Origin of the sequence: Neorhizobium sp. T7_12 (genome assembly GCF_002968535.1) — a bacterium.
GTDB lineage: Bacteria > Pseudomonadota > Alphaproteobacteria > Rhizobiales > Rhizobiaceae > Neorhizobium > Neorhizobium tomejilense.
In genome coordinates this window covers 97,285-119,787 of record NZ_PVBK01000016.1, presented here as the reverse complement: position 1 = coordinate 119,787, position 22,503 = coordinate 97,285, and the positions used below count along the sequence as shown (strand labels likewise).

Genomic DNA, 22,503 nt, shown 5'->3' with positions numbered 1-22,503 from the left:
CCCCGACTATTTGACGGCACCGGCCGAAATCCCGGCGATGAAGTGGCGCTGCAGGAAAACGAAGACGACGAGCACCGGGGCTGTCAGCAGCACCGCGCCGACCATGATGCCGCCCCAGGAGACCCTGGTGAGGCCGATCAGGGTTCCAAGTGCCACCGGCGCCGTCATCATGTTCGGCCGCGAATTGATCAGGAGCGGCCAGAGGTAGTTGTTCCAGGAGGACAGGAACAGGATGATCGCAAGCGCTGCCATCGTCGGGCGCGCCAATGGCAGGGCGATGTGCAGAAAGATCCGCCATTCCCTGACGCCTTCCACCCTCGCTGCGTCAAAGAGCTCACCGGGCATCATCGAAAAAGCCTGCCGCATGAACAGGACGCCGAGCGAGTTGAACAGCGGCGGGACGATCAATGCGATCCAGGTATTGGCGAGCCTGAACTCACGCGCGACCATGATGAACTGCGGAATGACGACCACAGCGAAAGGCAGTGTAATCGTCCCGAGAATGATCGCGACCACGATGGCGCGGCCGGCAAAACGGTAACGCGCCAGCGCCCAGCCTGCCATGGACGTCAACATGACCGACAAGGTCGTGTAGATGATCGCGACGGTGATCGAGATGGACATCGCCCGGATAAAATTCGTGTCCGCTTGGAGATTGCGGAAGTTGGCGGCGAATTCCGCCGAGGGCCAGAGCACGATTTCGGGGCTGAAGATACCGTGGTCCGGCATGGTCGAGAAGACGACCATCATCCAGAGCGGGAAGAGCCAGACAATCGCAAGCGGCGTCAAAACCATGTGCAGCGCGATTTTCTGCACCAGCAGCGAGCGGGATTTCGATTTCATTTCTTCTCGCCTCCTAGCATGAGGTTGAGCAGAGAGATCGCAACCGCCAGACCGGCGATCGTGTAGGCGATTGCCGAGGCGTAACCGAAATTAAGCGAGGTGAAACCCTGGCGGTAAAGCAGCAGACCCAGTGTTTCGGTTCCTCCGCCGGGCCCGCCGCGATTGGTGATCAGGAAGGGTTCTGTAAAGAGCTGCATGGTGCCGATGACCGAAAGCACGACGCAGAAACTGATGATCGGCTTCAAGAGCGGCAAGGTGATATGAAGGAATTGCTGGAACTTGCTCACCCGGTCGAGCGTCGCTGCTTCGTAGACATCGTCGGGGATGGATTGCAGGCCGGCGAGGAGGATGATGGCGTTGTACCCTGCCCATCGCCAGGTGATCGCGATGATCACCAGCGCCATCGCCGCATTGGCATTGTCGAACCACGAGACGGGGGACAATCCGACCGAGGTGATCAGCTTGTTGATGATGCCGAAATCGGCGCTGAACATCAGCCTGAAGACCGCGGCATAGGCCACCTCACCAACGACGACCGGCGCAAAGAAGGCGAACCTGTAGAGCGGTCGTGCCTTCAAAAGCGGGGAATCGAGAAGAACCGCCATGACGGTGGCGAGCGCGATCATCACAGGAACCTGGATCACCAGAATGATCAGCGTATTGTAGAGCGCGTTGTAGAAGGCCGGATCACCGAACAGCCGCCCCCAATTTGCCGAGAGGCTGAACCTCCACGGATTAACTCGCGTGTTCTGGAACGAGATCAGCAGCGAGTTTATGATCGGCCAGAGCCAAAAAGTGACGAAGATCAAAAGGTAGGGGGCAAGGAAGGCATAGGCCGCCCTATTCCTCGAAAGCATCTCGTTCTCCTGTCAGGGATTGCCAAGCGGGATATCGGGCGGCCTGACGCCGCCCGGCATTCTCATTGCGTAACGGGCAGGCCGGTGGCTGTCGCAATCTGCTTCGCCGCGTCATCGAGAGCAGCCTTCGCATTCGGATAACCGCCGGCGAAATACTTCGTCTGCGTCGCCTGATAGATCGCGTCCGCATCGCTCTGGAAGGCCGTGCCCCGACTTGGAACGATCTGCGGCAGAGTGACAAGGATATCCGACCAGACGGCCTGGCCGCCCCAATAGGGTTGCGGCTCCTTCACGAACGGATCCTGCACCGCCGATAGAAGCGACGGAACGAGGCCGAACGCTTTCAGCATCGTGACCTGTCCCTCATTGGTGGTCAGGGCATGTTCGATGAACTTCCAGGCGGCTTCCTTGTTCTCGGAAGCGGCGCTAAGGGCCAGGGACGACCCTCCGAGATTGGCGGCACGAGGGCCGTCGGCCGTCAGGCTGGGCATCCGGTAGACGCCCCATTTACCCGCAAGATTAGGTGAGTTGGAGCGGATCGAACCTTCAAACCACGCGCCATACATCTGGCTGGCGGCCTTGCCTGCGGTATTGGACTGGATTTTTTCGTCCCAGATCGCGGCCGTGATCAGACCCGCATCCTTCATCTCCTTAATCTTCTCAAGCGTCGCAACGCAGGCTGGTTGATTGATGGTGATGGATTGGCCATCGGTCGAGAAATAGCCGCAACTTTGCTCGTTGGAGATCATGCGGAACCATTCGCTGTCACCGTTGAAATCGGCTTGAGCCATCACGGTTCCCGGATTGGCAGCCATAACCTTCTTTCCGGCGGCAATGAAGTCGTCCCAGGTCTTGATCGATGCCGGATCGACGCCGGCCTTTTCATAAAAGTCGCGGCGATAGAAGACGGCGACCGGTCCGGAATCCCACGGCACGGCGTAGGGAACGCCGTTCAATTCAAGCTCGGTCCGCTTGAATTCGGGGAAGAGCGCCTGGATTTCTGGCGTATAGCCAACCTCGCTGAGGTCGGCGAAACACTCGGGGAAGCGGTTCCAGAAGACTTCCGCTTCAAAATTTTCGACCGAGACAATATCCGGCAGGCCTTCGCCTCCCGCCGCGCAGGCTGCGAGCGTCTTGTCGTAGACCTGGTCGTTGCCGAGATCCTCCACCGTGACCTTGATGTCGGGATATTTCTTATTGAATCCTTCGAGCGTCGCCTTGAGAGACGAGGCCGCGACGTTCCAGCTCCAGATGGTGATTTGGCCGGACTCTGCGAACGCCGCACTTGATGCAAGCAATACGACCGCGGCCGCCGGGCCTGCGAGTTTGAAGCGCATTGAAAACCTCCCTTTTCCAATTGCTGTCCCTTCGGAACGTGCCTAAATTATCGCCTGCGAAACATCTGTCTCCGAAAAAGGGAACATGGATTTGGCGGAAAGTAAGGTAGTCAGCAAAGCGATCTACCACCCGGGCGCAAGCAGCATAGAAGGCCTGCCGACTGCCTTGCAGATGTTTTTCAACCACCCGCCGATCATGCTGATGCCGCACTGGCACGCGCAGGTGGAGGTGAATTACGTGATCCGTGGCACGGTCCGCTATCGTATGGGCGAGCATGACGTGCGGCTGACCGCCGGCCAGATGTGCCTCTTCTGGGGCGGGCAGCCGCACCGGATGGAGGAATCCTCAGACGATTCCTTCTATGCCGGCGCGCATCTTCCGCTGGTGCATTTCTTTCGCTTGCGGCTGCCGGGGGACCTCTCGAGCAAGCTCATGCATGGCGCAACATTGCTGACGACGGCCACCGATGCGGCGGACAAGGAGAACTTCGCGCGCTGGTTCGAATACGTGAGCTCCGGCAGTCCGGCCAAACGGCAACATGCCGTGGATGAGTTGCTGCTTCGGATCGAGCGGATCGTCCTCGATTCCTATAACCTGATCCCCGAGGCTCCGTGCGGAGTAGAGCCAAGCGCTCCTGACCAGCCCTATGCTCAGTCGGCCAAAAGCGTCGCACGCATGTGCGATTTCATCGCTGCCAATTTCATGCAGGATATCGACACGATCGACATCGCCCGCGCCGCCGATCTTCATCCGAAATATGCGATGAACATTTTCCGAAGGTCGACCGGAATGACGCTCGGCAAATACGTCAACCTCTTGCGGCTTTCCCGTGCTCAGGCGCTTCTGATGCAGGACGGAGCCAATGTGCTGCAGGTCGCAATGGACAGCGGCTTCGGCTCGCTCAGCGCGTTCAACAAATCCTTCCGGCATATTTCGGGCATGTCGCCCTCCGATTTCCGGCGGGATAGCCGCTTTGCCGCCCACGCAATGTCCTAAGCGGGAATACCGTCTCGGGCAGAGACCCAACATTATCGAACGGTGGTGGCATCATCGCAGCGCTGCAGGAATAGCTAAGTCGTCGAATGTCCATCATGCTGCCCGGTGCTGTCTTCGTCTTCGCGTGTGATGAAGGGCTACCATCCTCAAGGTCGAGGATTCGAACGGGCCTACAGGCCGATCCGCAGTCGGTGCAGCGCGGTCGTTTCCGGAGGACAGGATGGCAGGCCGTGATACGGGAGCCATTGATTGCGCCATTGCTCCGCATATGCCCGCCGGGGCCAAGGCCGAGCTTTGCCTCGACGACAATGTCATTTCGCTGAGCATGGTCACCTACCAAATTGAACGGGCAGCTCAAATGCCGAGAGCCATGCCGTCCTTGCGGGGGTCGGAACCGCCTTTGAGCACGCCTGTTTCCCAGTCGATCCAGATTGCCTGGGCGCCGCCGATCGCCGATTCCGGCGCCTTCACCTCGAAACCGCGCTTGGTGAACTCCGGACCGATCGTGTTGCGCAGCCGGGCTTCCATTTCGACCTGATTGGTTCCGGGCAGCGGGAAGAGGCGCGGCAGGTCGATGGCGCTCTGCAGGTCCATGCCGTAATCGAAGACTTTTGAGAGGAAATGAGCGTGGCCCATGGCCTGGTATTGGCCGCCCATGACACCGAAGGGCATGACGGCACGGCCGTCCTTCGTCACCATGCCGGGGATGATCGTATGCATCGGCCGCTTGCCCGGCGCGATCGCATTCGGATGGTCCGGATCGAGCGAGAAGCTGAAGCCCCGGTTGTGGAACATCACCCCGCTCTTCGGATCCATATGGCCGCTGCCATAAACGAAGAAGATCGAGTTGATGAAGCTGATGGCATTGCGATCGCTGTCGACGACCGAGAGATAGATCGTGTCCTTGTGCGGCACTTCGTCGAAGGGCGGCAGGTTCTCGATCGCTTTTTCGGGATCGATCATGGCGGCCAACTGCCTGGCAAGTTCGTCCGAGAGCAGGTAATCGACCGGCACGTCGACCTTGGCCGGATCGGCGAGAAAACGGTTGCGCGCCGCATAGGCCAGGCGCGTCGCCTCGACCTCGACATGCAGGCGCTCAGGCGCCAGCGGATCGCCCTTGCCCGGAAAATGCGACAGGATATTGAGGATCATCAGCGCGATGATGCCCTGGCCGTTGGGCGGGCATTCGTGGATTTCGTGGCCACGGAACGTCGTCTTGATCGGCGTCACGTATTCGCCCTTGGCATTGGCGAAATCTTCGAGCGTGTGCAGCGCGCCGATGCCGTTCAGGTAGCTCACCATGCCTTCCGCGATCGGGCCACGATAGAAAGCGTCCCTGCCCTCCCGGCCGATGGCTTCGAGCGTATCGGCAAGTTGCTTCTGATACTGGACCGACCCCGCCGGCGGCGCCTTGCCGTCGACGAGGAAGACGCGGCTCGCAGCCGGATCGGCCTTCAGGATCTCCGCCTGGGCGGCAAGGTCGTGTGCCGTGCGCGGAGGCAGAACATAGCCGTCGCGCGCCAGCTTGACGGCCGGGGCGAGAATATCGGCCATCTTCATGCGGCCATGATCGGTTACCAGCCGCGTCCAGGCATCCACCGCCCCCGGCACGGTGATGGTGTGCGGCGAGGTGCGGGTGAGGCTGGTGACGCCAAGCGAACGGAGATGTTCGACGGTTACGGCAGCCGGTGCCCCGCCTGACCCATTATAGGCCAGCACCTTGTCCGTGCTGCCGAGCGAGAGAAGAGCGAAACAATCGCCGCCGATGCCGGTCGAGCCGGCTTCGACGACGCACTGCACGGCGCAGGCGGCAACCGCCGCATCGACGGCATTGCCGCCATTCCGCAGGATGTCGATGGCGGTGAGCGTCGCCAGCGGCTGGGAGGTGGCGGCCATCGCAGTGCGGCCGACAGCGAGCGAACGGCCGGGTAATTCGAAATCTCTCATATCACCTCATCACTGAAAAATCGGGTTCAAGGCCCTGTCGCGGCACAGCATTTTCCTCAACAGACCATGCCGGGCGCCCGGCATCAAGCCGTCATGTCTTGATTTCCGAAAGCCGGCCGCTTGCCGGGCTCAAGCCGCGATCCGCGAAATTCCCATCTTGCAGCCGGAAGCTTCGAGCGCCGCGCCGGCGACCTCCACGAAGAGGGTGCGGAACCATGAGGCACGGCTGTCGGCATGGTCGACGCGTCGGTAAAGCATGCTCACGGGCTCGGCCGGCAGGTCGATCGGCGGCAGGTCGATCGCCAGATTATGGAGCTGGGCCATGCAGCGGGCGATCGATTCCGGAATGGTGGCGATGGCCGGCATGGCCCGAAGCGCCGTCGGCAGTGCCGAGAAACGCGGCACCGTCGCAACGACATTGCGGGTTTTACCGTGACCAGCGAGTGCTACGTCAATGCTGGTCGAGGAATTGCCCTCGAAGGAGACAGCGACATGCGGCGCATCGGCATAGGCGTCAAGACCGAGCGGTGCCTTGAGCTTGATCTGCGCGGGGTCGTAGATGCAGACGGACGACTGGGTGAAGAGCGGCGCGCGGACGTGCCAGGAGGGCGGCTCGCCATGCACCGCGACGCTGAAATCGAAGGCGCCGTCATCCAGCATGCGCGAGACGTCGCGCCGTTCCGAGGCGACGCCGATCAGCCGCGATCCGGGCGAGAGCTGCCGCAGACGGGCGGCGAGCGGGCCGAAGAAAGCCGATTCGAGATTGTCGCACATGCCGACGCGGAACTCGCCTTCCCAGCTTTTGGGATTGAACGCGGCAGGCGGACGGATCGCCCGTTCGATGTTCGAAAGCGCGTCCTCGATCACAGGCGCAATTGCCAGCGCCCGGGGCGTCGGCTGCAGGCCACGTCCGACACGTACGAACAGGTCGTCATCCAGCGCCTCTCGCAACCGCTTCAAGGCCGCCGACAGGCCCGGTTGTCCGAGTAGCAGCCGCTCGGCGGCGCGACTGACGTTGCGTTCCTGCATCAGCACCGCAAAGGCCAGAAGCAGGTTGAGGTCGAACTTTCGAAGGATCGCATCATTCATCATCACCAGTAATACCTGACATGACAATTATCAATTTGCAATAGGTCACGAAGATGGACAATTTCTCGTTCCTCTGCCGGCCCGGTTCGACCTCCCCGCTCCGGGGGCAGCATGAACAAGGATTACAATCCCATGAGCAATCCTCAATTCCGAGGGGCTGCGGGGCTTGCATTGCTGCTGCTCTGCACCGCCAATTTTCTCGACGCGATGGATGTCTCCACAATCGGCGTCGCACTGCCCGCCATCCAGGCCGAGCTCGGCATGCAAGCCACCTCCCTGCAATGGGCGGTCAGCGCCTATGTGCTCGGTTACGGCGGCTTCCTGCTGCTCGGCGGCCGGGTGGCCGACATTTTCGGCCATCGCCGCGTCTTCCTCTGGTCGCTGGCGGTCTTTGCGGCGGCCAGCATTGGCGGCGGGTTCGTCGATAGCGGGCCGACGCTGATCGCGGCCCGGCTTATCAAGGGCATTGCTGCAGCCTTCACCGCACCCGCAGCGCTGGCACTTCTGCTGGCAGTCTTCGGCGAAGGTCCGCAGCGCGCCAAGGCGCTTGGCCTCTTCGCCTCCACCGGGGCCGCCGGTTTCGTGCTCGGCATGGTGCTCGGCGGGGCCGCGACGCTGATCAGCTGGCGGGCAACGCTGGTGATGGGCGCGCCGGTCGCGATTCTGACCCTGCTTCTCGCGCCGATCGCCTTGCCGCTCGACGCGCGCCGCACCGGGCCGCGTCCCGGCTTCGACTGGGCCGGCGCGATCACCATCACTCCCGGTCTGCTGCTTTTCGTGTTCGGCATCACCAATGCGGCTTCCGCCGGCTGGGCCGATATCTTCACCTGGGGCTCGCTGGTGGCCGCAATCGTGCTGATCATTGCCTTCCTCGCCATCGAAGCCCGCCACAAGGACCCGATGGTGCCGCTGGCGATGTTCCGCCGCGCCAGGCTCACCCATGCCAATATCGTCGGCTTTCTCTACCAGGGCGCCTATATCGGCTTCCAGTTCACCGCGACGCTCTATTACCAGGACGTCTATGGCTGGTCGGCCTTTGCCACCGGCTTCTGCTTTGCCGGCGCCGGCGCCTTCGTGATGTTCCTCGCACCTCGTTTCGCGACGCTTGCCCAGAACCGCGGGACGACCGGCTTCATGACGGCGGGCGTCGGGCTGCAGGCGATCAGCTACATCTTCTGGGTCCTGTCGGTCGGCCATATCGACCCGATCCTGCTCGTCATACTGTCGCAGATCCCGCTCGGCCTCGGTTATGCCATGACCTTCCCGTCCATCCAGGTCGCGGCGCTGGCCGATATCGAGGAAGACAAGTCGGGCCTTGCCTCCGGCATGTTCTTCGCCGCCTTCCAGATCGGCGGCGGGGTGGTGCTGGCGGCAACGTCTGCCGTGTTCAGCGGCGCTCCGAGCTTCGGCTGGGAACCCTATTCCGCGGCTGTCGCATTCGTCGCGACGCTCGCGGTGCTGATCACCCTGATCGCCGCGCTTGGGCCGAAACCTTCTCCAGCCGTCGATCGATACCAGGCCGCCGAATAGATCTGCCCATCGACCTTAATCCCGCTCCCCCGCGCCACTGCCTGGCGCGGGTTTTCTTTTGGATCCCCCCGGCCCGGTCGCAGATCGTCCCGCGCCAGGCGCATGTCCATCGCTTCGCTTGCAGTCCGCCCGCCTTTGTCGGACAATCGGTCAAAGCAAGGTAATTTGATATCAAACTATCTTGCTGCACTCCCCGATTCCGACTAGTTTCCATTTGGGGAGGAATGCAAAATGGCGATGGAAACATCGACGCGGCCGGACACGCATGCGGCATCCGCAGAAAGCGAGATGCTTGTCCCGGCCATGTTTCAGAATCTGATCGGCTATCATCTGCGGGTGGCCCAGGAAACGTCCTTCCAGGCGTTTGCCAGGGCGGCCGGCAAGGCGGATCTGAAGCCCGGGTGGTATTCGTTGCTGACAGTACTTGCCGAACGGGAGAGCATGACGCCGTCAGAGCTCAGCCGCATCTGTGGCCGCGACCGCTCGACACTCACTTCCAGCCTCAAGGCATTGTCCCACCGCGGACTGATCGAACGGCGGCCGAACCCCGACGATCAACGCAGCTACAGCGTCCGGCTCACCGAAAATGGCCGCGGGATGCAAAAGCAGTTGCACGCGATCGCCGTTGTCTACGACCGTCGGCTTGACGAGATCGCCGGCAAGGACAAGGCGGTTCTCATCGCTGTACTCGGCCGGATCGCCGCGACATTCGGCATGCCCCAAGATTGTTGAAGATACCGTATTTCAGTTGCGCGGCCAGTCGCGATGGTTCTGGCCGGCGGGTCGCTCCGCCGGCCTTTCTCTATCAGGGCATCTGTCCTCAGAGGATATGCGTGCCGCCGAGGTTCTGCACCGCGCGGCGGGTCATGACAGCGACGAGATGGGCGCGGTAGTCGGCCGGCGCGTGCATGTCGCCCATCATCCGCGACGGGTCCATGGTGAGGCCTTCCAGCGCTTCGGCCGAAAAGTTCTCGGTCAGCAACTCCTCGGCCTCGGTCCAGCGGAACACCCCCTCGTTGCCGGCGCCGGTGATCGCCACGCGGATATGGCCGTCGCTATCTTTGGCCACGAAGGAAGCAGCCATCGCATAGCGCGAGGCCGGATTGCGGAATTTCGCGTAACCGGCGATATCCGGGATCTTGAACTCGACGCGGACGAGAATTTCGCCTGGCTCCAATGCGGTCGTGTAGAGGCCCTGGAAATAGTCGGTGGCCGGGATTTCGCGGCGGTCGGTATGGACGATGGCATCGAGCGCCAGCACGGCGGCGGGATAGTCGGCGGCGGGGTCGTTATTGGCGGTCGAGCCGCCGATCGTGCCCATATGGCGCACCTGAACGTCGCCGATCGAGCCGGCAAGGCCTGAAAGCGCCGGGATGGCGGTCTTGATTCCCTTGGAAGCGGCGACGACGGCATGTTTGGTCGCCGAGCCGATGATCACCCTCTCGGCGGTGACTTCGATCCCGGAAAGCTCCGGAATGCTGCGCACGTCGATCAGATGCGCGGGCGCGGCAAGCCGGCTCTTCAGCGTCGGGATCAGCGTGTGGCCGCCGGAGAGATAGGAGGGCTCGTCGGAATTGGCGTAGAGTTCGACGGCTTCGGCAAGGGTCTTCGGCTTGTGGTAGGTCGTTGCGTACATGGCGTGAGCCTCCCCGCTTATTCGGCCGCGACGGCGTGCGCCGCGCGATGCTTCTCGGCAGCGTCCAGCACTGCCTTGACGATGTTGTGGTAGCCGGTGCAACGGCAGATATTGCCTTCGAGTTCGTGGCGGACGGTATGCTCGTCGAGCATGCCGTCATGGCGGCGGATCATGTCCACCGAGGCCATGATCATGCCCGGAGTGCAATAACCGCACTGCAGGCCGTGATGTTCGCGGAAAGCCTGCTGCACGTCATGCAGCTTGCCGCCTTCGGCCAACCCCTCGATCGTCGTCACCTTCGAACCGTCGGCGGCGACGGCAAGCACCGTACAGCTCTTCACGGCCACGCCGTCGAGATGGATCGTACAGGCGCCGCATTGGGTGGTGTCGCAGCCGACATGGGTGCCGGTGAGGCCGAGATGTTCGCGGATGAACTGCACGAGCAGCGTCCGGTCTTCGACCTCGCGCGTCTGGGGCGTGCCGTTGACGGTGATGGTGATGCGGGACATGAGCCCCTCCTGTTAAAATCGGGCGGCGAGAGCCGCGATGGCAGTGACAGCGACGATGCCGCCGCGATATGGGGCATACGGCTCAAAGGCCGCGCGGCCGTTGCCGCAGGCGCGACAGACGGTCCGGCAGCTTCGGGAGCCGCAGGGGAAATAGGTGCCGATGGTGCAGCTGACATGACTGGCGCGGCAACAGCCGCCGTCGCAATAGCCTCCGCTACTCCGGCATCGGCCGCATGATCAACCATCACGGCTCGCGTCGCAAGCTTTTCGAAGAACTCGCCGGCGAGTTTTTGCCATGGAATCAGACCGCCGGGCGGCTGCGGCCGAACACATGCGAGCAATCCGACGATCGCCGCATTGCGCCCATCGGAAAGTGGCGCTAAGGCGTCGCGGTAGATTGTTCAGGGAAAAGTCCCATGCGCCGCATCATCATCGCCATCACCGGAGCATCCGGTGTCGTTTATGGCGTTCGCGCCCTGCAGCTTTTGAAGGATATCGAGGATATCGAGACCCATGCGGTGATCTCGCCCTCTGCTTTTCGCACTGCGATCGACGAAATCGACATGACTGCCGACGAGATCAAGAGCCTGGCCGATGTGCTCTATAATCACAAGGATATCGGCGCGGCGCTCTCCTCCGGCTCGTTCCGCACTGCCGGCATGCTTGTCGCACCCTGTTCGGTGAAGACGCTGAGCGGCATCGCCAACTGCTACAATGACGAGCTGATCGTGCGCGCAGCCGACGTCTGCCTGAAGGAACGCCGGCGTGTCGTGCTCCTGTTTCGCGAGACGCCGCTGCATGCCGGCCATATTGCGCTGATGGACCAGGCGACCCGCAACGGCGCGATCGTCATGCCGCCAGTGCCGGCCTTTTATTCGAAGCCCCAGTCCTTGGATGAAATGGTGACCCAGACGGTCGGCCGCGCGCTCGATCTCTTCGACATCCACCTGCCGATGGTCAAGCGCTGGAAGGACGGCCCTGGCTCACCCGGCCAGCACTGATCTCATGCTCCGGATGTCGACCCTAAAGGGCCGCAAGCGCGTTTTCGATCACGGCAAGCGCCGTGGCTGTCCGCTCATCCGGCTCCGCTCCACGAAAAAACCGAACGACATTTCCGAGGTTGCCAGTTGCATCGCCAGTTGAACCATCGGCTCTCATCAGCGCCTGCCCTTCGGCCTCCAGCACCGCCAGCTCGATCTTTTCCGAACTGAGCTCGACAGCCTTCACGCCGTTGCGCAGCGTTTCCGTCTCTGGGGTGGGTGCCGGATTCGGCCCGCTCTTCAATCGTCGGCGCACGGCGCGCAGTGGTTCGATCACCTCATTGCGCCAGTCGGCGACGAGGCCGTCGATGCGGACAATCTCTCTGGGTGAAAGCGCCACCGAATTTTTTGCCAGCCAGGCGGAGAACAACAGCACCGGCACGTCGACGCCGCTTTCGTCCTGAAGCAGCAGGCAGGCTTCGCCGACACCGGGCGCACCATAAAGCCGCAACGCGAAGTCCCAAAGTCCCTGCCCGGTCTCCGCAGCCATGCAGCCCCTCCATCGCCTTTTCACGACTTATCAGTTCGGCTGCAAAACAGGCAAGTCTCGATGGGGATTTTACCTGTCGGCGTGAGGAACCTCACCGGCAGTCCCTCAGGCGGCGCGGCGACGCCGCCCGGCTTGGGGCGAGCCGGCGCCGAGCTGGAACTGGCCGACCATCTGGCGCAGTTTCGAGGCCTCGTCAGCGAGGCCGGAGCTCGCAGCCGTCGTCTCCTCGACCATTGCGGCGTTCTGCTGGGTCACTTGGTCCATCTGGTTGACAGCCGAATTGATCTCCGAAAGGCCGGTCGACTGTTCTCGGGCCGAGCGGGCGATATCGTCCACATGGCTGTTGATGGTGACGATATAGCCCTCGATCGACTTCAGGGATTCGCCGGCATCGCGGACATATTTCACGCCGTGGCCAACTTCGACGGTCGAGTTCTGGATCAGCGCCTTGATTTCCTTGGCAGCGTTCGCCGACCTCTGCGCGAGTTCGCGCACTTCCTGCGCTACGACCGCAAAACCCTTGCCTGCCTCGCCCGCCCGCGCCGCCTCGACGCCGGCGTTCAGCGCAAGCAGATTGGTCTGGAAGGCGATCTCGTCGATGACCCCGATGATGTTGGAGATCTGGTTGGAGCTTTCCTCGATGCGGCGCATTGCCTCGACGGCGTTGGCGACAACTTCTCCGGAACGGGCGGCGGACGAATTGGCCTCCGCTGCGATCTTCCGGGTCTGATCGACCTTCTTGGATGCGGAGCTGACATTCGCGGTAATCTGATCAAGTGCCGCGGCTGTCTCTTCGAGCGAAGCGGCCTGCTGCTCCGAGCGGCGCGACAGGTCGGATGCGGACTGGCTGATTTCCTGGGTTCCGCCATCGATCGCCTCGGCGCTGCCGGCGATCTGTGTCAACGTGCTGGCGAGCTGGGCGATCGAGGTGTTGAAGTCGTGGCGTAGAGCTTCGAAGTCCGCCGAGAAGCTCTCGTCAAGCTGGAAGGAGAGATCGCCTGCGGCGAGCCGGCGCAGGCCGCCGCCAAGGCCGGATGTTGCGACGCGGAGCCGTTGGGACGCGTCGGCTTCGGCTTGTTCCTGCGCAGCGATGCGCTCCCCTTCTGACCGGTTGCGGGCTTCGATCGCCTCGTCTTCCAGCCGCTTGTTGCCGATAGCCGCCTGGCGGAAAATCTCCACTGCCGCCGCCATCCCGCCGATCTCATCCTTGCGGTCCATGCCGAAGATGGTCAGCGTCAGCTCGCCGCCCGCCAGGCGTCGCATGCAGTCTTGCAGGCGCTGCAGTGGGCCGACGACACCTGACAGCACGACCCGGATCGAGAAGCCGACCACGATCAGCGAAATCACGCCGATCACGGTCATCCAGACCGAGAGAGCGGCCTTGTCGTCCAACCCATCCTCGAAACTCTTGTGGGCGACATCGAGCTGCAGCTTGGTCAAAGCGTTCAGCGGTTCGGCAAGCGGCTCGATCGCCGGGTAGAGCCGCTTCGTCACATAGGTATCGAGGGCCGCCTGGTCACGCTTGCCCATGATCGCCAGAAGTTCGTCGACCGCCTTTGTGGTTTCCGTACGAGCACCGAGATAACGCTGGACGAGACTTTTCTCCTGGTCGGTCAGGTGGGTTGCCTGATAGGCCGCCCAGTCGCGGTCGGCGGTGACGAGCGCTGCGCGGACTGTCTGCTCGCCCAGTTCCCAGCTGAACGCACCGCTGCGCGTCTTGTGGGCGGTGTCGACGATGGTGACCGCATAGGCGTCGGAGACCGTCTTGATATGGGCCACGGGCTCGAGCCGATCCTCGACGATTGAGCGCGTGCGTGCCGACAGCGTATCCATTCCGATGAAGGCGACGGTCGTGGTTGCGGCAAGTGCGAGCGCGAGGCCGACGACGCTGGCGACAAGCTTCAATTTAATGGTCATCGGAAGATCCATTGCTGCATTGAGGTATGGCCAATTCCTGTTGGCCCGCTATGATTAAGGATTGCGGAAAATACTGAGGATATGTTTAACGGCACTACCAGAGATGGCATCGGTTGCGTCTTTTCGCTCGGGACCGAGGCCGCGTTTGACGAAATACAGGCCGCAACGGTTCGGGATCTGGCATGAGGGAGATGGATTATGAAACTTGCGCATGTCGCGCTTTGGACAAGTGAACTCGACAGGCTCGTCGCGTTCTTCGAAGACATGTTCGGCGCCACCGCCAGTCCGCTCTATGAGAGCCGTCGGCGCGCCGGCTTCTCCTCGAAATTTCTCACCCTTTCCGAAGGCGCGACGATCGAGATCATGAGCGGCCCGTGGATTGCGCCGGAAGCGTCGCGGGAGCGCGCCGGTTACGCGCATATGGCGATTTCGCTCGGCAGTCGGCAGGCGGTCGACGAGATGGCCGCCAGGGCGGCAGCCATGGGCATCCTCGTCTCCCCGGCCCGCATGACCGGAGACGGGTTTTACGAGGCGGTGATCTCGGATCCCGACGGCAATCCTGTCGAGATCACGGAGTGATGCGGCACAAGCCTGGCCGGTTCAGCCTTGAAAAGTCCAGGGATTGAGGCAGGGCACGCCGAGCGGCTCGAAATCCGAGATGTTGCGGGTGACGACGGTCAGTCCGTGATGCAGCGCTGTCGCGGCTATCATTGCATCCGGTGACGGCCGCTTGTTGGGCGTGGGAAGAGCGCCGGTGCGAAGAGCAATCGCCGTGTCGAAGGGAAGAATGCGGTCGCTGAAATCGACAAGCAGATGTGATTGGAGCCATCGCGCCAGGTTGGCCGCGAAGTCAGGATCCTTTTTACTTTCCTGCTGAATCCCGAACTGTACCTCCATGATGGTGACTGCGGAGATAAATGCGTCGTTCATGGGAAATATTTCCATGAAGTTCTGAAAGTCGGCCGCCTGCTTCTTCAAACGCCGTGCTGCCGAGACGACATTCGTATCCAGCAGGAATGGCATCAGAATTCGATCTCGCGATTCTCGAAACTGAGCCGCGGAGGGTCAAAATCCTGGTCCGAGCCGTTAGGATCATACAGTGCCTCGGCAAGACTCTTCGGCTTCTTCCAGTTGGCCTCGAATTCCTCGTAGCTGACAAGCACATGCGTCGGCTTGCCGTGATCGGTGATGACCAGCGGATTTTCGTTCGCCGCCTGCCGGGCCTTGCTCGGGTTCTGGTTGAAGGAGGCACTGGTCATGTATGAAAGGGTCATCGAGACCTCCGGAGCATGTCTAGTATCTTTCTTCGAAAATATACTAGAATTGCCTGTCCTTCAATGCAGATGCCGTCAGCCCTTGCCCAGCGATCTCACATTGCCGGCAAGTTCCGCCGCGAGCCGCAGTGCAGCGCCGGTCACGATCACCATGGACGGCAGGATCAGCCATTCGAGCGTCCAGGCCGCACCTGAGCGCTCCTGCTCATGCACCATCGATTGCTGCATGCCGGAAAGCTGCACCGCGTTGAAACGTGCGAGCGATACCAGTACCTCTGCGGCCACCGGGTTCTGCTTGTGGGCCATCGCGGAGGAGCCGCCGCCGCCGGCGAGTTCCATTTCGCCGCCCATCAGCGCGAGCAGCGCCATGTCCTGGCCGAGCTTGCCGAGCGAGCCGGAAATCATTGTGAGGATGTTTGCGAACTCCGCCAGCCGGTCACGCTGGCTCTGCCATTGCGGCGCGTCGGTCAGGAACAGTTCCCAGGCCAGCGCCTTGCGCACCTCGGCTGCCTTGTCGCCGAATTTTTCGAGGCTGCCGGCGGCCCCGCCGAACTGCACGGCAAAACCGGTCTCGGAAAACGAGTCCAGCCGCTGGCGATGCCGGGTCAACGGTTCCTTCCAGGCACGGATACGGTCCGAAACGGTGATCGGGATCGCCGCCTGCATGCGGGTATGGCCCATCAGCCTCCGGCTGCCGAATGCCCGGTCGATGTCATCGAAAGCCTTCTCGAGGGCGGCGAGCCGCTCGATGAACAGAGAGCAGGCCTGCTTCAGGCGGATCATGAGCGCCGTGTCGATGACATCCTGGCTGGTCGCGCCGAAATGCACGTGCTTGGCAGCCTCGCCCCCGCCCGCCTGCTGGTTGACGGCATCGCGGAGCTGCTTGACGAGTTCGGCGACAACGACGCCGTCGCGCGCGGTGCCGTTTCGCAAGCCAGCCATATCCGGCTCAAATGCCTGCAAGGCTGCGGCAATGCGCTCCGCAGCTTCGGCCGGGATGAGGCCGCAGGAGGCCTCGGCCTTGGCGAGGCCCGTTTCGAAGGCCAGCATGGTGTCGATCTCGGCTTTGACCGAAAACAGCTGTCCGGTCTCGTCGTCACCGACGAGACCGGACAAAAATGGATGCTCGAAAGCCGAGACGCTCATATCTACTCCCGGGGCGAACCCTGATTCTTCGATCTCAGATATCGAAGAATATGGTTTCGTTTTCGCCCTGAAGATAGATGTTGAAGGTGACGGTATTACCGTCACGCTTGCCGATCAGCGTGGGAACCCGAACCCGGTGCTCGATACGCGACAGGATCGGATCCGCTGCATTGGCCTCTTCCTCGTCGGAGAAGTACATGCGGGTGTTGAGGCCGAGATTGATGCCGCGGGCGACGACCCAGAAGGTGACGTGCGGTGCCATCGGGCGGCCGTCGCGGAACGGCACCTTGCCGGGCTTTATCGTTTCGAAGGCGAACTCGCCGGTCGCCATGTCGCCTGGCTGACGGGCCCAACCGAAGAAGTTCGGATCGGCCTTGCCGCGAGTTTCCGACGGGCTGTTGTAATAGCCGTCCGCATCCGCCTGCCAGATCTCGATCATCGCATCCTTGAGCGGCGTGTTTGCGCCGTCATAGATGAAACCGCGGATGGTGATGCGTTCGCCGCGCGTCTGGTCGTTGACCATCGGGCCGGAGCCGAGATCGGTGTCGTAGACGCCGGTAAGGCCGGAGAAGTTCGGCGTGCAGCCGATATGGACATACGGACCCGCTGTCTGCGAAGCGGATTCCTTGAAGTAGGTGAGCGGCTGGACCATCTCAGTTGCCCTCTTTACGGTTCTCGAAGAATGTCGAGCGACGGCCGCGCAGGACGATATCGAATTTATAGGCCCGCATATCGTGCGGAACGGTGTTCTGCATGTCGAGCGCGGCGATCAGGCCCTTGATCGCGTTCTCGTCCGGAATGGTCTTCACGATGGGACAAATCCAGATCATCGGATCGCCCTCGAAATACATCTGGGTGATCAGGCGCTGGGCGAAGCCATGGCCGAAAACCGAGAAATGGATATGCGCCGGGCGCCAGTCATTGACGCCGTTCGGCCATGGATAGGGGCCGGGCTTGATGGTCTTGAACGCGTAGCCGCCGTCCTCGTCGGTGATCGTGCGGCCGAAACCGCCGAAATTCGGGTCGAGCGGGGCGAGATAGGTTTCCTTCTTGTGGCGGTAGCGGCCGCCGGCATTGGCCTGCCAGAATTCCACCAGCGCGCCCGGAACGCCGCGGCCGCGCTCGTCGATGACGCGACCGTAGACGAGGATGCGTTCGCCGAGCGCCATTTCGCCGGGCTTGGCGTAGTTGACGATCAGGTCGTTGTCGAACTCGCCGAGGATGTTGTGGCCAAAGACCGGGCCGGTGATCTCGCTCTTGGTGCCTTCCAGCGAAATCAGCGCACGCTGCGGCGAGCGCAGCACCGAGGTCTTGTAGCCCGGCGTGAAGGCCGGCGGATGCCATTCCCTGTCACGGGCGAAAAAGGGTGTGGTTTCTGGGGGTGTGTTCTTCATTTTTGCTCTCCCGCGGCCTTGTCCGCGTCCATTTCGGCATAAGTGGCTTTGGCGATCTTGAAGGCATGGTTGGCGGCCGGAACGCCGGCATAGATTGCCACATGCATTAGGGCTTCGCAGATATCGTCCTTTGTCGCACCCGTGTTGGCGGTTGCGCGGATATGCATGGCGACTTCGTCGTGATGGCCGAGCGCGGCCAGAAGCGCGATCGTCACCATCGAGCGCTCACGCTTGCTCCAGTTCGGACGCGACCAGACCGTGCCCCAGGCGCCTTCGGTGATCATTTCCTGGAACGGCCCGTCGAACGGCGTCTGGTTCGCCTGGGCGCGGTCCACATGGGCATCGCCCAGTACCGAACGGCGGGTCTTCATGCCTTGAGCATAACGTTCCGATGGCGCGGAAGGATCGGCCATGTCTATTCCTCGAGCTGTTCGATGAAACCGCGGATCAGCGCGGCATGGGCAGCGGGCGCCTCGACGCAGGGAATATGCGCGGCACCCTCGATGATTTCGTAGCGCGCGCCGGGGATCAGGTCGGCAAACGACTTGACGAGTTCGGGCGGTGTCGAGCCGTCTTCGCGGCCGACGATACAGAGCACCGGCACGGCGATCCTTTTGGCGGCCTCAGTGAAATCCGCATCGCGGATCGCGGCGCAGGTGCCGCTGTAACCGGAGGTCGGTTGACGGACGAGCATGTTGCAATAGGCCTGGTAGGCGGCATTGTCCGGCTTGCGGAACGGCGCGGTGAACCAGCGCTCCATGATCGCGTCGAGAATGCTGCCGATGCCGTTCTGCTCGACGGCGGCAATGCGCGCCGCCCAGCTTTCAGCCGTACCGATCTTGTGGGCGGTGTCGGAGAAGATCAGCGCCTTCACGAGGTCCGGACGGGTGGCATACAGGCCTTGGGCGATCAGCCCGCCAACCGAGAGGCCGCAGATGATGACCTGGCTGAGCTGCAGGTGGTCGAGCAGGCCGGCAAGATCGGCCGCATGGTCGGCGATCGAATAGGGAGGATTGCCAAGGCCGGAGAGCCCGTGGCCGCGCTTGTCATAGGTGAGGACCGTATAATCCTCGGCAAGCTTGGGCAGTTCGTGATGCCAGATGCGGCTGTCGGTTCCAAGCGAATTGATGAACACCACGACCGGCTTTCCGTCGCCCGCGCGCTGGATGTCGTAATGGATCACAATGTCGTTGATGTGTACAAACTGCATCAGTACCTCCTCCCGCTTTGATAGATTGCACTAGTTTCCGGTTAGGTAAAATGATATTTCAGCATGATCTCCTAACCACAGGGTTATTTGATCTTGATCAATTCCCGAGTCAAGTTTCGGCACTTGCATACATTTGTCGAGGTCGCGCGCCAGAAAAGCGTGGTCAAGGCCGCCGAAATTCTGCATGTCAGCCAGCCGGCTGTCACCAAGACCATCCGCGAACTCGAAGAGGCGCTGGGTGTCGCCATGTTCGAGCGCGACGGTCGCGGCATCCGCATCACCCGTTATGGCGAGGTGTTCCTGCGCCATGCGGGTGCGGCACTGACGGCACTCCGCCAAGGCGTGGATTCCGTCTCGCAGGAACTGTTCGATTCGGCGCCGCCGGTCCGGATCGGCGCGCTTCCGACCGTTTCCACCCGCGTGATGCCGCGCGCCATGACGCTCTTCCTCGCCGAAAAGACCGGCAGCCGCGTCAAGATCGTGACGGGAGATAATGCCGTTTTGATGGAGCAGCTCCGGGTTGGCGAGCTCGACCTGGTGGTGGGCCGTCTGGCTTTGCCCGAAAAGATGACCGGCCTGTCCTTCGAACATCTCTATTCGGAACAGGTCGTCTTCACCGTCCGCGCCGGCCACCCGCTGCTCGATGCCAAGCGATCGATATTCGAGGGCTTGGCCGACTATCCGGTGCTGATGCCGACCCGTGGCTCGATCATCCGGCCCTCGGTCGAACAGTTCCTGATCGCCAACGGCGTCGCCAGCCTGCCGACCCAGGTGGAAACCGTCTCGGATGCCTTCGGCCGTGCCTTCGTGCGGTCGAGCGACGCGATCTGGATCATCTCGACGGGTGTGGTCGCCGCAGATATCGAGGATGGGGTTCTGGCGACGCTGCCGATCGATACCAGCGAGACACGCGGCCCGGTCGGCCTCACCATCCGCGCCGACGCCAACCCCTCCACACCGCTGTCGATCCTGATGCAGACCATCCGCCAGGCCGCTGCGGAAATCATGCCGGCACGGTGACGCCCGGCTCTATCTTCGTCACGTCGTCGCCGCAAAACAGGATGACGTAGTGGCCGCGCGCCTGCGCGGCTCTAGCCCAATTGTCGAGATCGGAAAGAAAAGGCGCCTGTTTCCAGGCATCCGGATGGTCCGGATCGACCAGTACGGTCAGCTGCGGCCCCTGCTCGTAGACGAGCATCTTCGATGTCAGCGGCTGCCAGGCCTCTGGAACACCCGGATCCGTCATCCACAGACAGAGGAAATCGCGGCAGAGCTGAGGTCGGTCGGTATAGATTGCGCAGCCCTGCCCTTCCGAACAGTGCCGGCACCAGGCGTCCGGCGGTTTGTCCAGCGCCGCGATTTCGGGAAGCCGGCAACAGAGCGTGCAGGTGCCGCAGGATCGGGCTGTCTTTTCAATTGTCTCCAAGATCTCGCCGCCTCAACCGCAAAATGCCCGGCCAAACGATCGGCCGGGCCTGCGATTATACGCTGCGGTAGTTTCGCGCAAACAGAGAACTACGAATTTAAGTCGCTCGTAACTCCGGAAACGTCCGGCGCAATTCGTCCATCGAGGCTATTACCGCGTCGTCAGCGCGCAGCGTCACCGAGATATTGTCGGCGACATTGAGCGTTTCCTCAAAATGCACCGGCGTTTCAGCACCGCCCTGGCGCACCAGCGTGGCCTCCTTGCGAAAGCCATGTTTCAGCAGCCAGTCGCGCGGGGCGCTGAGGCTCACCGCCACGTGGAACGCGCCGTCATCTTCCTTGCTGGCCTTCAGTTTGTAAGTCACGGGGGACCTGTCACCGCCGATGTCGATCTGGCCTGGGTAACCGGCCTCTTTCAGATGTTGACCCATATTGTCGCTCCTTCATTTTGGTGAGCCCGTGGGACAACCGACACTCGCTTGCTTTGTTCCGTTCGAAAGGCCGGTGGGCGATCAAGCCCGGTTGACGGCTGTTGACTGCCGTGATCGAAAGAGCCCGGGTGGCGGAGACGCGGAGGAAAAGCGATGACGGACCGGGAACTGCTGGAGGCGCTGTTTCATGCGGCCGTGAAGGCTGCCGATCCGCTGACCGGCATCATGAAGCACCTGCCCGCGCCGCCGGCAAACGGACGAACCGTCGTCATCGGAGCCGGCAAGGGTGCGGCCCAGATGGCCGCAGCGCTCGAAAGCGTCTGGACCGGACCGCTGACCGGCGTGGTCGTCACCCGATACGGTTATGGCTGCGAAACGAAATGGATCGAGATCGTCGAGGCGTCGCATCCGGTACCGGATGCCGCCGGCCTTGCCGGCGCAAAACGGTTGGTCGAGACGATCCGTGGCCTCTCCGAAAACGACCTCGTCATCGCGCTGGTCTGCGGCGGCGGCTCCGCCCTGCTACCCGCGCCGCCGGAAGGCTTGACGCTGGAGGACGAGATTGCGTTAAACGAGATGCTGCTTGCCTCGGGCGCGCCGATCTCGGCCATGAATGTTGTTCGCAAACATCTGTCGACCATCAAGGGCGGCAGGCTTGCGGCAGCAACCAAGGCCCGTGTCGTCAGCCTGATCGTCTCGGATATTCCCGGCGACAACCCCGCTTTCGTCGCCTCCGGCCCGACCATCCCGGATGCCGCGACGCGCCAGGATGCGCTCGCCATCGTCGAACAATACAAACTGAAGCTGCCGGCGGCGATGATCGCGCATCTGAACTCGCCGGCCGCCGACGCACCGGAACCGGACGATCCGGTCTTTGCCCGCCACGAGCATTTTGTCATAGCGTCGGCAGGCGTCTCGCTGGAGGCCGCCGCCGAGGTCGTCCGCGCCCATGGCGTGACGCCTTATATCCTCTCTGACTCCGTCGAAGGCGAAGCGCGCGACGTGGCGCTGGTGCATGCAGCCCTTGCGCGCGAGGTGTCGCTCCGCGACCGGCCGTTCGCAAAGCCGGCGGTTCTGCTGTCCGGTGGGGAGACCACGGTGACGCTACGGGCGAAAGGCGGCAAGGGCGGCCGCAACGGCGAATTCGCGCTGGCTCTGGCGCTGGCGATCGACGGCCACGCGATCACCGCCCTGGCCGCCGATACGGATGGCATCGACGGCTCCGAAACCAATGCCGGCGCTTTCGCGGACGGCACGACGGCGAGACGGCTGCGGGCGGCAGGCCTCAACGGGCGGAAACTGCTCGACGGCAATGACAGCTTTTCGGGGTTCGCCGTGATCGGCGACGTATTCGAAACGGGCCCAACCGGCACCAACGTCAATGATTTCCGGGCGATCCTATTGAGGTAGCCTATGGAAGTCGGCCTGCAG

General features: G+C 62.2%; 26 protein-coding genes. 8 read left to right on the top strand and 18 right to left on the bottom strand.

Going from position 1 to position 22,503, the window contains the following annotated elements; translation table 11 throughout:
• Positions 1 to 6: 6 nt before the first annotated feature.
• The 3 genes from C5J26_RS25660 to C5J26_RS25650 all read right to left on the bottom strand — a co-directional run bounded on the left by C5J26_RS25660 (position 7) and on the right by C5J26_RS25650 (position 3,037).
• Positions 7 to 843, bottom strand: coding sequence for a carbohydrate ABC transporter permease (locus tag C5J26_RS25660; protein WP_105404345.1), 837 nt, complete (start codon positions 841 to 843; stop codon positions 7 to 9).
• Positions 840 to 1,700, bottom strand: coding sequence for a carbohydrate ABC transporter permease (locus C5J26_RS25655; RefSeq protein ID WP_105404344.1), 861 nt, complete (start codon positions 1,698 to 1,700; stop codon positions 840 to 842). Before C5J26_RS25655 ends, C5J26_RS25660 begins: the two co-directional genes overlap by 4 nt.
• A gap of 62 nt (positions 1,701 to 1,762) precedes the next feature.
• A complete protein-coding gene (locus C5J26_RS25650) occupies positions 1,763 to 3,037 on the bottom strand; it encodes an ABC transporter substrate-binding protein (RefSeq protein ID WP_105404343.1) in 1,275 nt (424 codons plus the stop codon).
• Between the two features lie 85 nt (positions 3,038 to 3,122).
• Between C5J26_RS25650 and C5J26_RS25645 the strand changes: the two genes are divergently transcribed.
• Positions 3,123 to 4,034 (top strand): helix-turn-helix domain-containing protein, encoded by a 912-nt coding sequence (locus tag C5J26_RS25645; protein ID WP_105404342.1) that lies wholly within the window; start codon positions 3,123 to 3,125, stop codon positions 4,032 to 4,034.
• Between the two features lie 354 nt (positions 4,035 to 4,388).
• On the opposite strand, the gene ggt is transcribed toward C5J26_RS25645, so the two are convergent.
• Together ggt and C5J26_RS25630 are read right to left on the bottom strand one after the other, a co-directional pair.
• On the bottom strand, positions 4,389 to 5,981 hold the full coding sequence (gene ggt / locus C5J26_RS25635) for a gamma-glutamyltransferase (RefSeq protein WP_105404340.1): 1,593 nt from the start codon (positions 5,979 to 5,981) through the stop codon (positions 4,389 to 4,391).
• A 129-nt stretch (positions 5,982 to 6,110) separates the two neighbouring features.
• Complete coding sequence (locus C5J26_RS25630) at positions 6,111 to 7,073, bottom strand: LysR family transcriptional regulator (RefSeq protein WP_105404339.1); 963 nt, start codon at positions 7,071 to 7,073, stop codon at positions 6,111 to 6,113.
• Positions 7,074 to 7,202: 129 nt separating this feature from the next.
• Between C5J26_RS25630 and C5J26_RS25625 the strand changes: the two genes are divergently transcribed.
• Both C5J26_RS25625 and C5J26_RS25620 read left to right on the top strand, forming a co-directional pair.
• A complete protein-coding gene (locus tag C5J26_RS25625) occupies positions 7,203 to 8,600 on the top strand; it encodes an MFS transporter (RefSeq protein ID WP_105404357.1) in 1,398 nt (465 codons plus the stop codon).
• A gap of 231 nt (positions 8,601 to 8,831) precedes the next feature.
• Positions 8,832 to 9,332 carry a MarR family winged helix-turn-helix transcriptional regulator gene (locus C5J26_RS25620; protein WP_105404338.1) on the top strand — a complete coding sequence of 167 codons (501 nt, stop codon included), beginning with the start codon at positions 8,832 to 8,834 and terminating at the stop codon, positions 9,330 to 9,332.
• Between the two features lie 88 nt (positions 9,333 to 9,420).
• Here the strand turns inward: C5J26_RS25620 and C5J26_RS25615 are convergent, their stop codons facing one another.
• Positions 9,421 to 10,236: a xanthine dehydrogenase family protein subunit M gene (locus tag C5J26_RS25615; protein WP_105404337.1), complete on the bottom strand. Its 816-nt coding sequence runs from the start codon at positions 10,234 to 10,236 to the stop codon at positions 9,421 to 9,423.
• A 17-nt stretch (positions 10,237 to 10,253) separates the two neighbouring features.
• The gene (locus C5J26_RS25610; RefSeq protein ID WP_041363791.1) at positions 10,254 to 10,745 is read right to left on the bottom strand and encodes a (2Fe-2S)-binding protein; all 492 of its coding nucleotides are present in this window, start codon (positions 10,743 to 10,745) and stop codon (positions 10,254 to 10,256) included.
• Positions 10,746 to 10,978: 233 nt separating this feature from the next.
• Between C5J26_RS25610 and C5J26_RS32870 the strand changes: the two genes are divergently transcribed.
• Both C5J26_RS32870 and C5J26_RS25605 read left to right on the top strand, forming a co-directional pair.
• On the top strand, positions 10,979 to 11,128 hold the full coding sequence (locus C5J26_RS32870; protein WP_172746066.1) for a hypothetical protein: 150 nt from the start codon (positions 10,979 to 10,981) through the stop codon (positions 11,126 to 11,128).
• Between the two features lie 33 nt (positions 11,129 to 11,161).
• Positions 11,162 to 11,746 (top strand): UbiX family flavin prenyltransferase, encoded by a 585-nt coding sequence (locus tag C5J26_RS25605; RefSeq protein ID WP_105404336.1) that lies wholly within the window; start codon positions 11,162 to 11,164, stop codon positions 11,744 to 11,746.
• Between the two features lie 22 nt (positions 11,747 to 11,768).
• On the opposite strand, the gene C5J26_RS25600 is transcribed toward C5J26_RS25605, so the two are convergent.
• Together C5J26_RS25600 and C5J26_RS25595 are read right to left on the bottom strand one after the other, a co-directional pair.
• A complete protein-coding gene (locus C5J26_RS25600; protein ID WP_105404335.1) occupies positions 11,769 to 12,275 on the bottom strand; it encodes a TIGR02444 family protein in 507 nt (168 codons plus the stop codon).
• A 105-nt stretch (positions 12,276 to 12,380) separates the two neighbouring features.
• Positions 12,381 to 14,192, bottom strand: a complete 1,812-nt coding sequence (locus C5J26_RS25595) for a methyl-accepting chemotaxis protein (protein ID WP_105404356.1) — start codon at positions 14,190 to 14,192, stop codon at positions 12,381 to 12,383.
• 198 nt (positions 14,193 to 14,390) lie between these two features.
• Here C5J26_RS25595 and C5J26_RS25590 point away from each other — a divergent pair, with 198 nt between their 5' ends.
• On the top strand, positions 14,391 to 14,771 hold the full coding sequence (locus C5J26_RS25590) for a VOC family protein (protein WP_105404334.1): 381 nt from the start codon (positions 14,391 to 14,393) through the stop codon (positions 14,769 to 14,771).
• A 21-nt stretch (positions 14,772 to 14,792) separates the two neighbouring features.
• Here the strand turns inward: C5J26_RS25590 and C5J26_RS25585 are convergent, their stop codons facing one another.
• The 7 genes from C5J26_RS25585 to pcaD form a co-directional block, all read right to left on the bottom strand.
• Positions 14,793 to 15,215 (bottom strand): type II toxin-antitoxin system VapC family toxin, encoded by a 423-nt coding sequence (locus C5J26_RS25585; protein ID WP_105404333.1) that lies wholly within the window; start codon positions 15,213 to 15,215, stop codon positions 14,793 to 14,795.
• On the bottom strand, positions 15,215 to 15,466 hold the full coding sequence (locus C5J26_RS25580) for a type II toxin-antitoxin system Phd/YefM family antitoxin (RefSeq protein WP_040123919.1): 252 nt from the start codon (positions 15,464 to 15,466) through the stop codon (positions 15,215 to 15,217). The genes C5J26_RS25585 and C5J26_RS25580 overlap by 1 nt, the downstream gene beginning before the upstream one ends.
• Before the next feature lie 75 nt (positions 15,467 to 15,541).
• The gene (locus C5J26_RS25575; RefSeq protein WP_105404332.1) at positions 15,542 to 16,612 is read right to left on the bottom strand and encodes a 3-carboxy-cis,cis-muconate cycloisomerase; all 1,071 of its coding nucleotides are present in this window, start codon (positions 16,610 to 16,612) and stop codon (positions 15,542 to 15,544) included.
• A gap of 34 nt (positions 16,613 to 16,646) precedes the next feature.
• The gene (pcaG, locus tag C5J26_RS25570; RefSeq protein ID WP_105404331.1) at positions 16,647 to 17,264 is read right to left on the bottom strand and encodes a protocatechuate 3,4-dioxygenase subunit alpha; all 618 of its coding nucleotides are present in this window, start codon (positions 17,262 to 17,264) and stop codon (positions 16,647 to 16,649) included.
• A gap of 1 nt (position 17,265) precedes the next feature.
• Positions 17,266 to 18,006, bottom strand: a complete 741-nt coding sequence (gene pcaH / locus C5J26_RS25565) for a protocatechuate 3,4-dioxygenase subunit beta (RefSeq protein WP_046668885.1) — start codon at positions 18,004 to 18,006, stop codon at positions 17,266 to 17,268.
• Complete coding sequence (gene pcaC / locus C5J26_RS25560; RefSeq protein ID WP_105404330.1) at positions 18,003 to 18,419, bottom strand: 4-carboxymuconolactone decarboxylase; 417 nt, start codon at positions 18,417 to 18,419, stop codon at positions 18,003 to 18,005. The genes pcaH and pcaC overlap by 4 nt, the downstream gene beginning before the upstream one ends.
• A gap of 2 nt (positions 18,420 to 18,421) precedes the next feature.
• Positions 18,422 to 19,216, bottom strand: coding sequence for a 3-oxoadipate enol-lactonase (gene pcaD / locus C5J26_RS25555; RefSeq protein ID WP_105404329.1), 795 nt, complete (start codon positions 19,214 to 19,216; stop codon positions 18,422 to 18,424).
• Between the two features lie 93 nt (positions 19,217 to 19,309).
• Here pcaD and pcaQ point away from each other — a divergent pair, with 93 nt between their 5' ends.
• Entirely contained in the window at positions 19,310 to 20,236 is a 927-nt protein-coding gene (pcaQ, locus tag C5J26_RS25550) for a pca operon transcription factor PcaQ (RefSeq protein ID WP_105404355.1), read from the top strand.
• Here the strand turns inward: pcaQ and C5J26_RS25545 are convergent.
• The gene (locus tag C5J26_RS25545) at positions 20,220 to 20,642 is read right to left on the bottom strand and encodes a hypothetical protein (protein ID WP_245441270.1); all 423 of its coding nucleotides are present in this window, start codon (positions 20,640 to 20,642) and stop codon (positions 20,220 to 20,222) included. The genes pcaQ and C5J26_RS25545 overlap by 17 nt on opposite strands.
• Before the next feature lie 97 nt (positions 20,643 to 20,739).
• The gene (locus C5J26_RS25540; protein ID WP_105404327.1) at positions 20,740 to 21,072 is read right to left on the bottom strand and encodes a hypothetical protein; all 333 of its coding nucleotides are present in this window, start codon (positions 21,070 to 21,072) and stop codon (positions 20,740 to 20,742) included.
• 153 nt (positions 21,073 to 21,225) lie between these two features.
• Here C5J26_RS25540 and C5J26_RS25535 point away from each other — a divergent pair, with 153 nt between their 5' ends.
• The gene (locus C5J26_RS25535; RefSeq protein ID WP_105404326.1) at positions 21,226 to 22,482 is read left to right on the top strand and encodes a glycerate kinase; all 1,257 of its coding nucleotides are present in this window, start codon (positions 21,226 to 21,228) and stop codon (positions 22,480 to 22,482) included.
• Positions 22,483 to 22,503: the final 21 nt, after the last annotated feature.

Coding starts and splice junctions, on each gene's coding strand:
- C5J26_RS25605 (WP_105404336.1), top strand. CDS start 11,162: ATGCGCCGCATCATCATCGCCATCACCGGAGCATCCGGTGTCGTTTAT.
- C5J26_RS25610 (WP_041363791.1), bottom strand. CDS start 10,745: ATGTCCCGCATCACCATCACCGTCAACGGCACGCCCCAGACGCGCGAG.
- C5J26_RS25655 (WP_105404344.1), bottom strand. CDS start 1,700: ATGCTTTCGAGGAATAGGGCGGCCTATGCCTTCCTTGCCCCCTACCTT.
- C5J26_RS25540 (WP_105404327.1), bottom strand. CDS start 21,072: ATGGGTCAACATCTGAAAGAGGCCGGTTACCCAGGCCAGATCGACATC.
- C5J26_RS25590 (WP_105404334.1), top strand. CDS start 14,391: ATGAAACTTGCGCATGTCGCGCTTTGGACAAGTGAACTCGACAGGCTC.
- ggt (WP_105404340.1), bottom strand. CDS start 5,981: ATGAGAGATTTCGAATTACCCGGCCGTTCGCTCGCTGTCGGCCGCACT.
- pcaD (WP_105404329.1), bottom strand. CDS start 19,216: ATGCAGTTTGTACACATCAACGACATTGTGATCCATTACGACATCCAG.
- C5J26_RS25535 (WP_105404326.1), top strand. CDS start 21,226: ATGACGGACCGGGAACTGCTGGAGGCGCTGTTTCATGCGGCCGTGAAG.
- C5J26_RS25645 (WP_105404342.1), top strand. CDS start 3,123: ATGGATTTGGCGGAAAGTAAGGTAGTCAGCAAAGCGATCTACCACCCG.
- C5J26_RS32870 (WP_172746066.1), top strand. CDS start 10,979: ATGATCAACCATCACGGCTCGCGTCGCAAGCTTTTCGAAGAACTCGCC.
- C5J26_RS25660 (WP_105404345.1), bottom strand. CDS start 843: ATGAAATCGAAATCCCGCTCGCTGCTGGTGCAGAAAATCGCGCTGCAC.
- C5J26_RS25575 (WP_105404332.1), bottom strand. CDS start 16,612: ATGAGCGTCTCGGCTTTCGAGCATCCATTTTTGTCCGGTCTCGTCGGT.
- pcaH (WP_046668885.1), bottom strand. CDS start 18,006: ATGAAGAACACACCCCCAGAAACCACACCCTTTTTCGCCCGTGACAGG.
- C5J26_RS25650 (WP_105404343.1), bottom strand. CDS start 3,037: ATGCGCTTCAAACTCGCAGGCCCGGCGGCCGCGGTCGTATTGCTTGCA.
- C5J26_RS25625 (WP_105404357.1), top strand. CDS start 7,203: ATGAGCAATCCTCAATTCCGAGGGGCTGCGGGGCTTGCATTGCTGCTG.
- C5J26_RS25595 (WP_105404356.1), bottom strand. CDS start 14,192: ATGACCATTAAATTGAAGCTTGTCGCCAGCGTCGTCGGCCTCGCGCTC.
- pcaC (WP_105404330.1), bottom strand. CDS start 18,419: ATGGCCGATCCTTCCGCGCCATCGGAACGTTATGCTCAAGGCATGAAG.
- C5J26_RS25580 (WP_040123919.1), bottom strand. CDS start 15,466: ATGACCCTTTCATACATGACCAGTGCCTCCTTCAACCAGAACCCGAGC.
- C5J26_RS25615 (WP_105404337.1), bottom strand. CDS start 10,236: ATGTACGCAACGACCTACCACAAGCCGAAGACCCTTGCCGAAGCCGTC.
- pcaG (WP_105404331.1), bottom strand. CDS start 17,264: ATGGTCCAGCCGCTCACCTACTTCAAGGAATCCGCTTCGCAGACAGCG.
- C5J26_RS25620 (WP_105404338.1), top strand. CDS start 8,832: ATGGCGATGGAAACATCGACGCGGCCGGACACGCATGCGGCATCCGCA.
- C5J26_RS25600 (WP_105404335.1), bottom strand. CDS start 12,275: ATGGCTGCGGAGACCGGGCAGGGACTTTGGGACTTCGCGTTGCGGCTT.
- C5J26_RS25630 (WP_105404339.1), bottom strand. CDS start 7,073: ATGATGAATGATGCGATCCTTCGAAAGTTCGACCTCAACCTGCTTCTG.
- C5J26_RS25585 (WP_105404333.1), bottom strand. CDS start 15,215: ATGCCATTCCTGCTGGATACGAATGTCGTCTCGGCAGCACGGCGTTTG.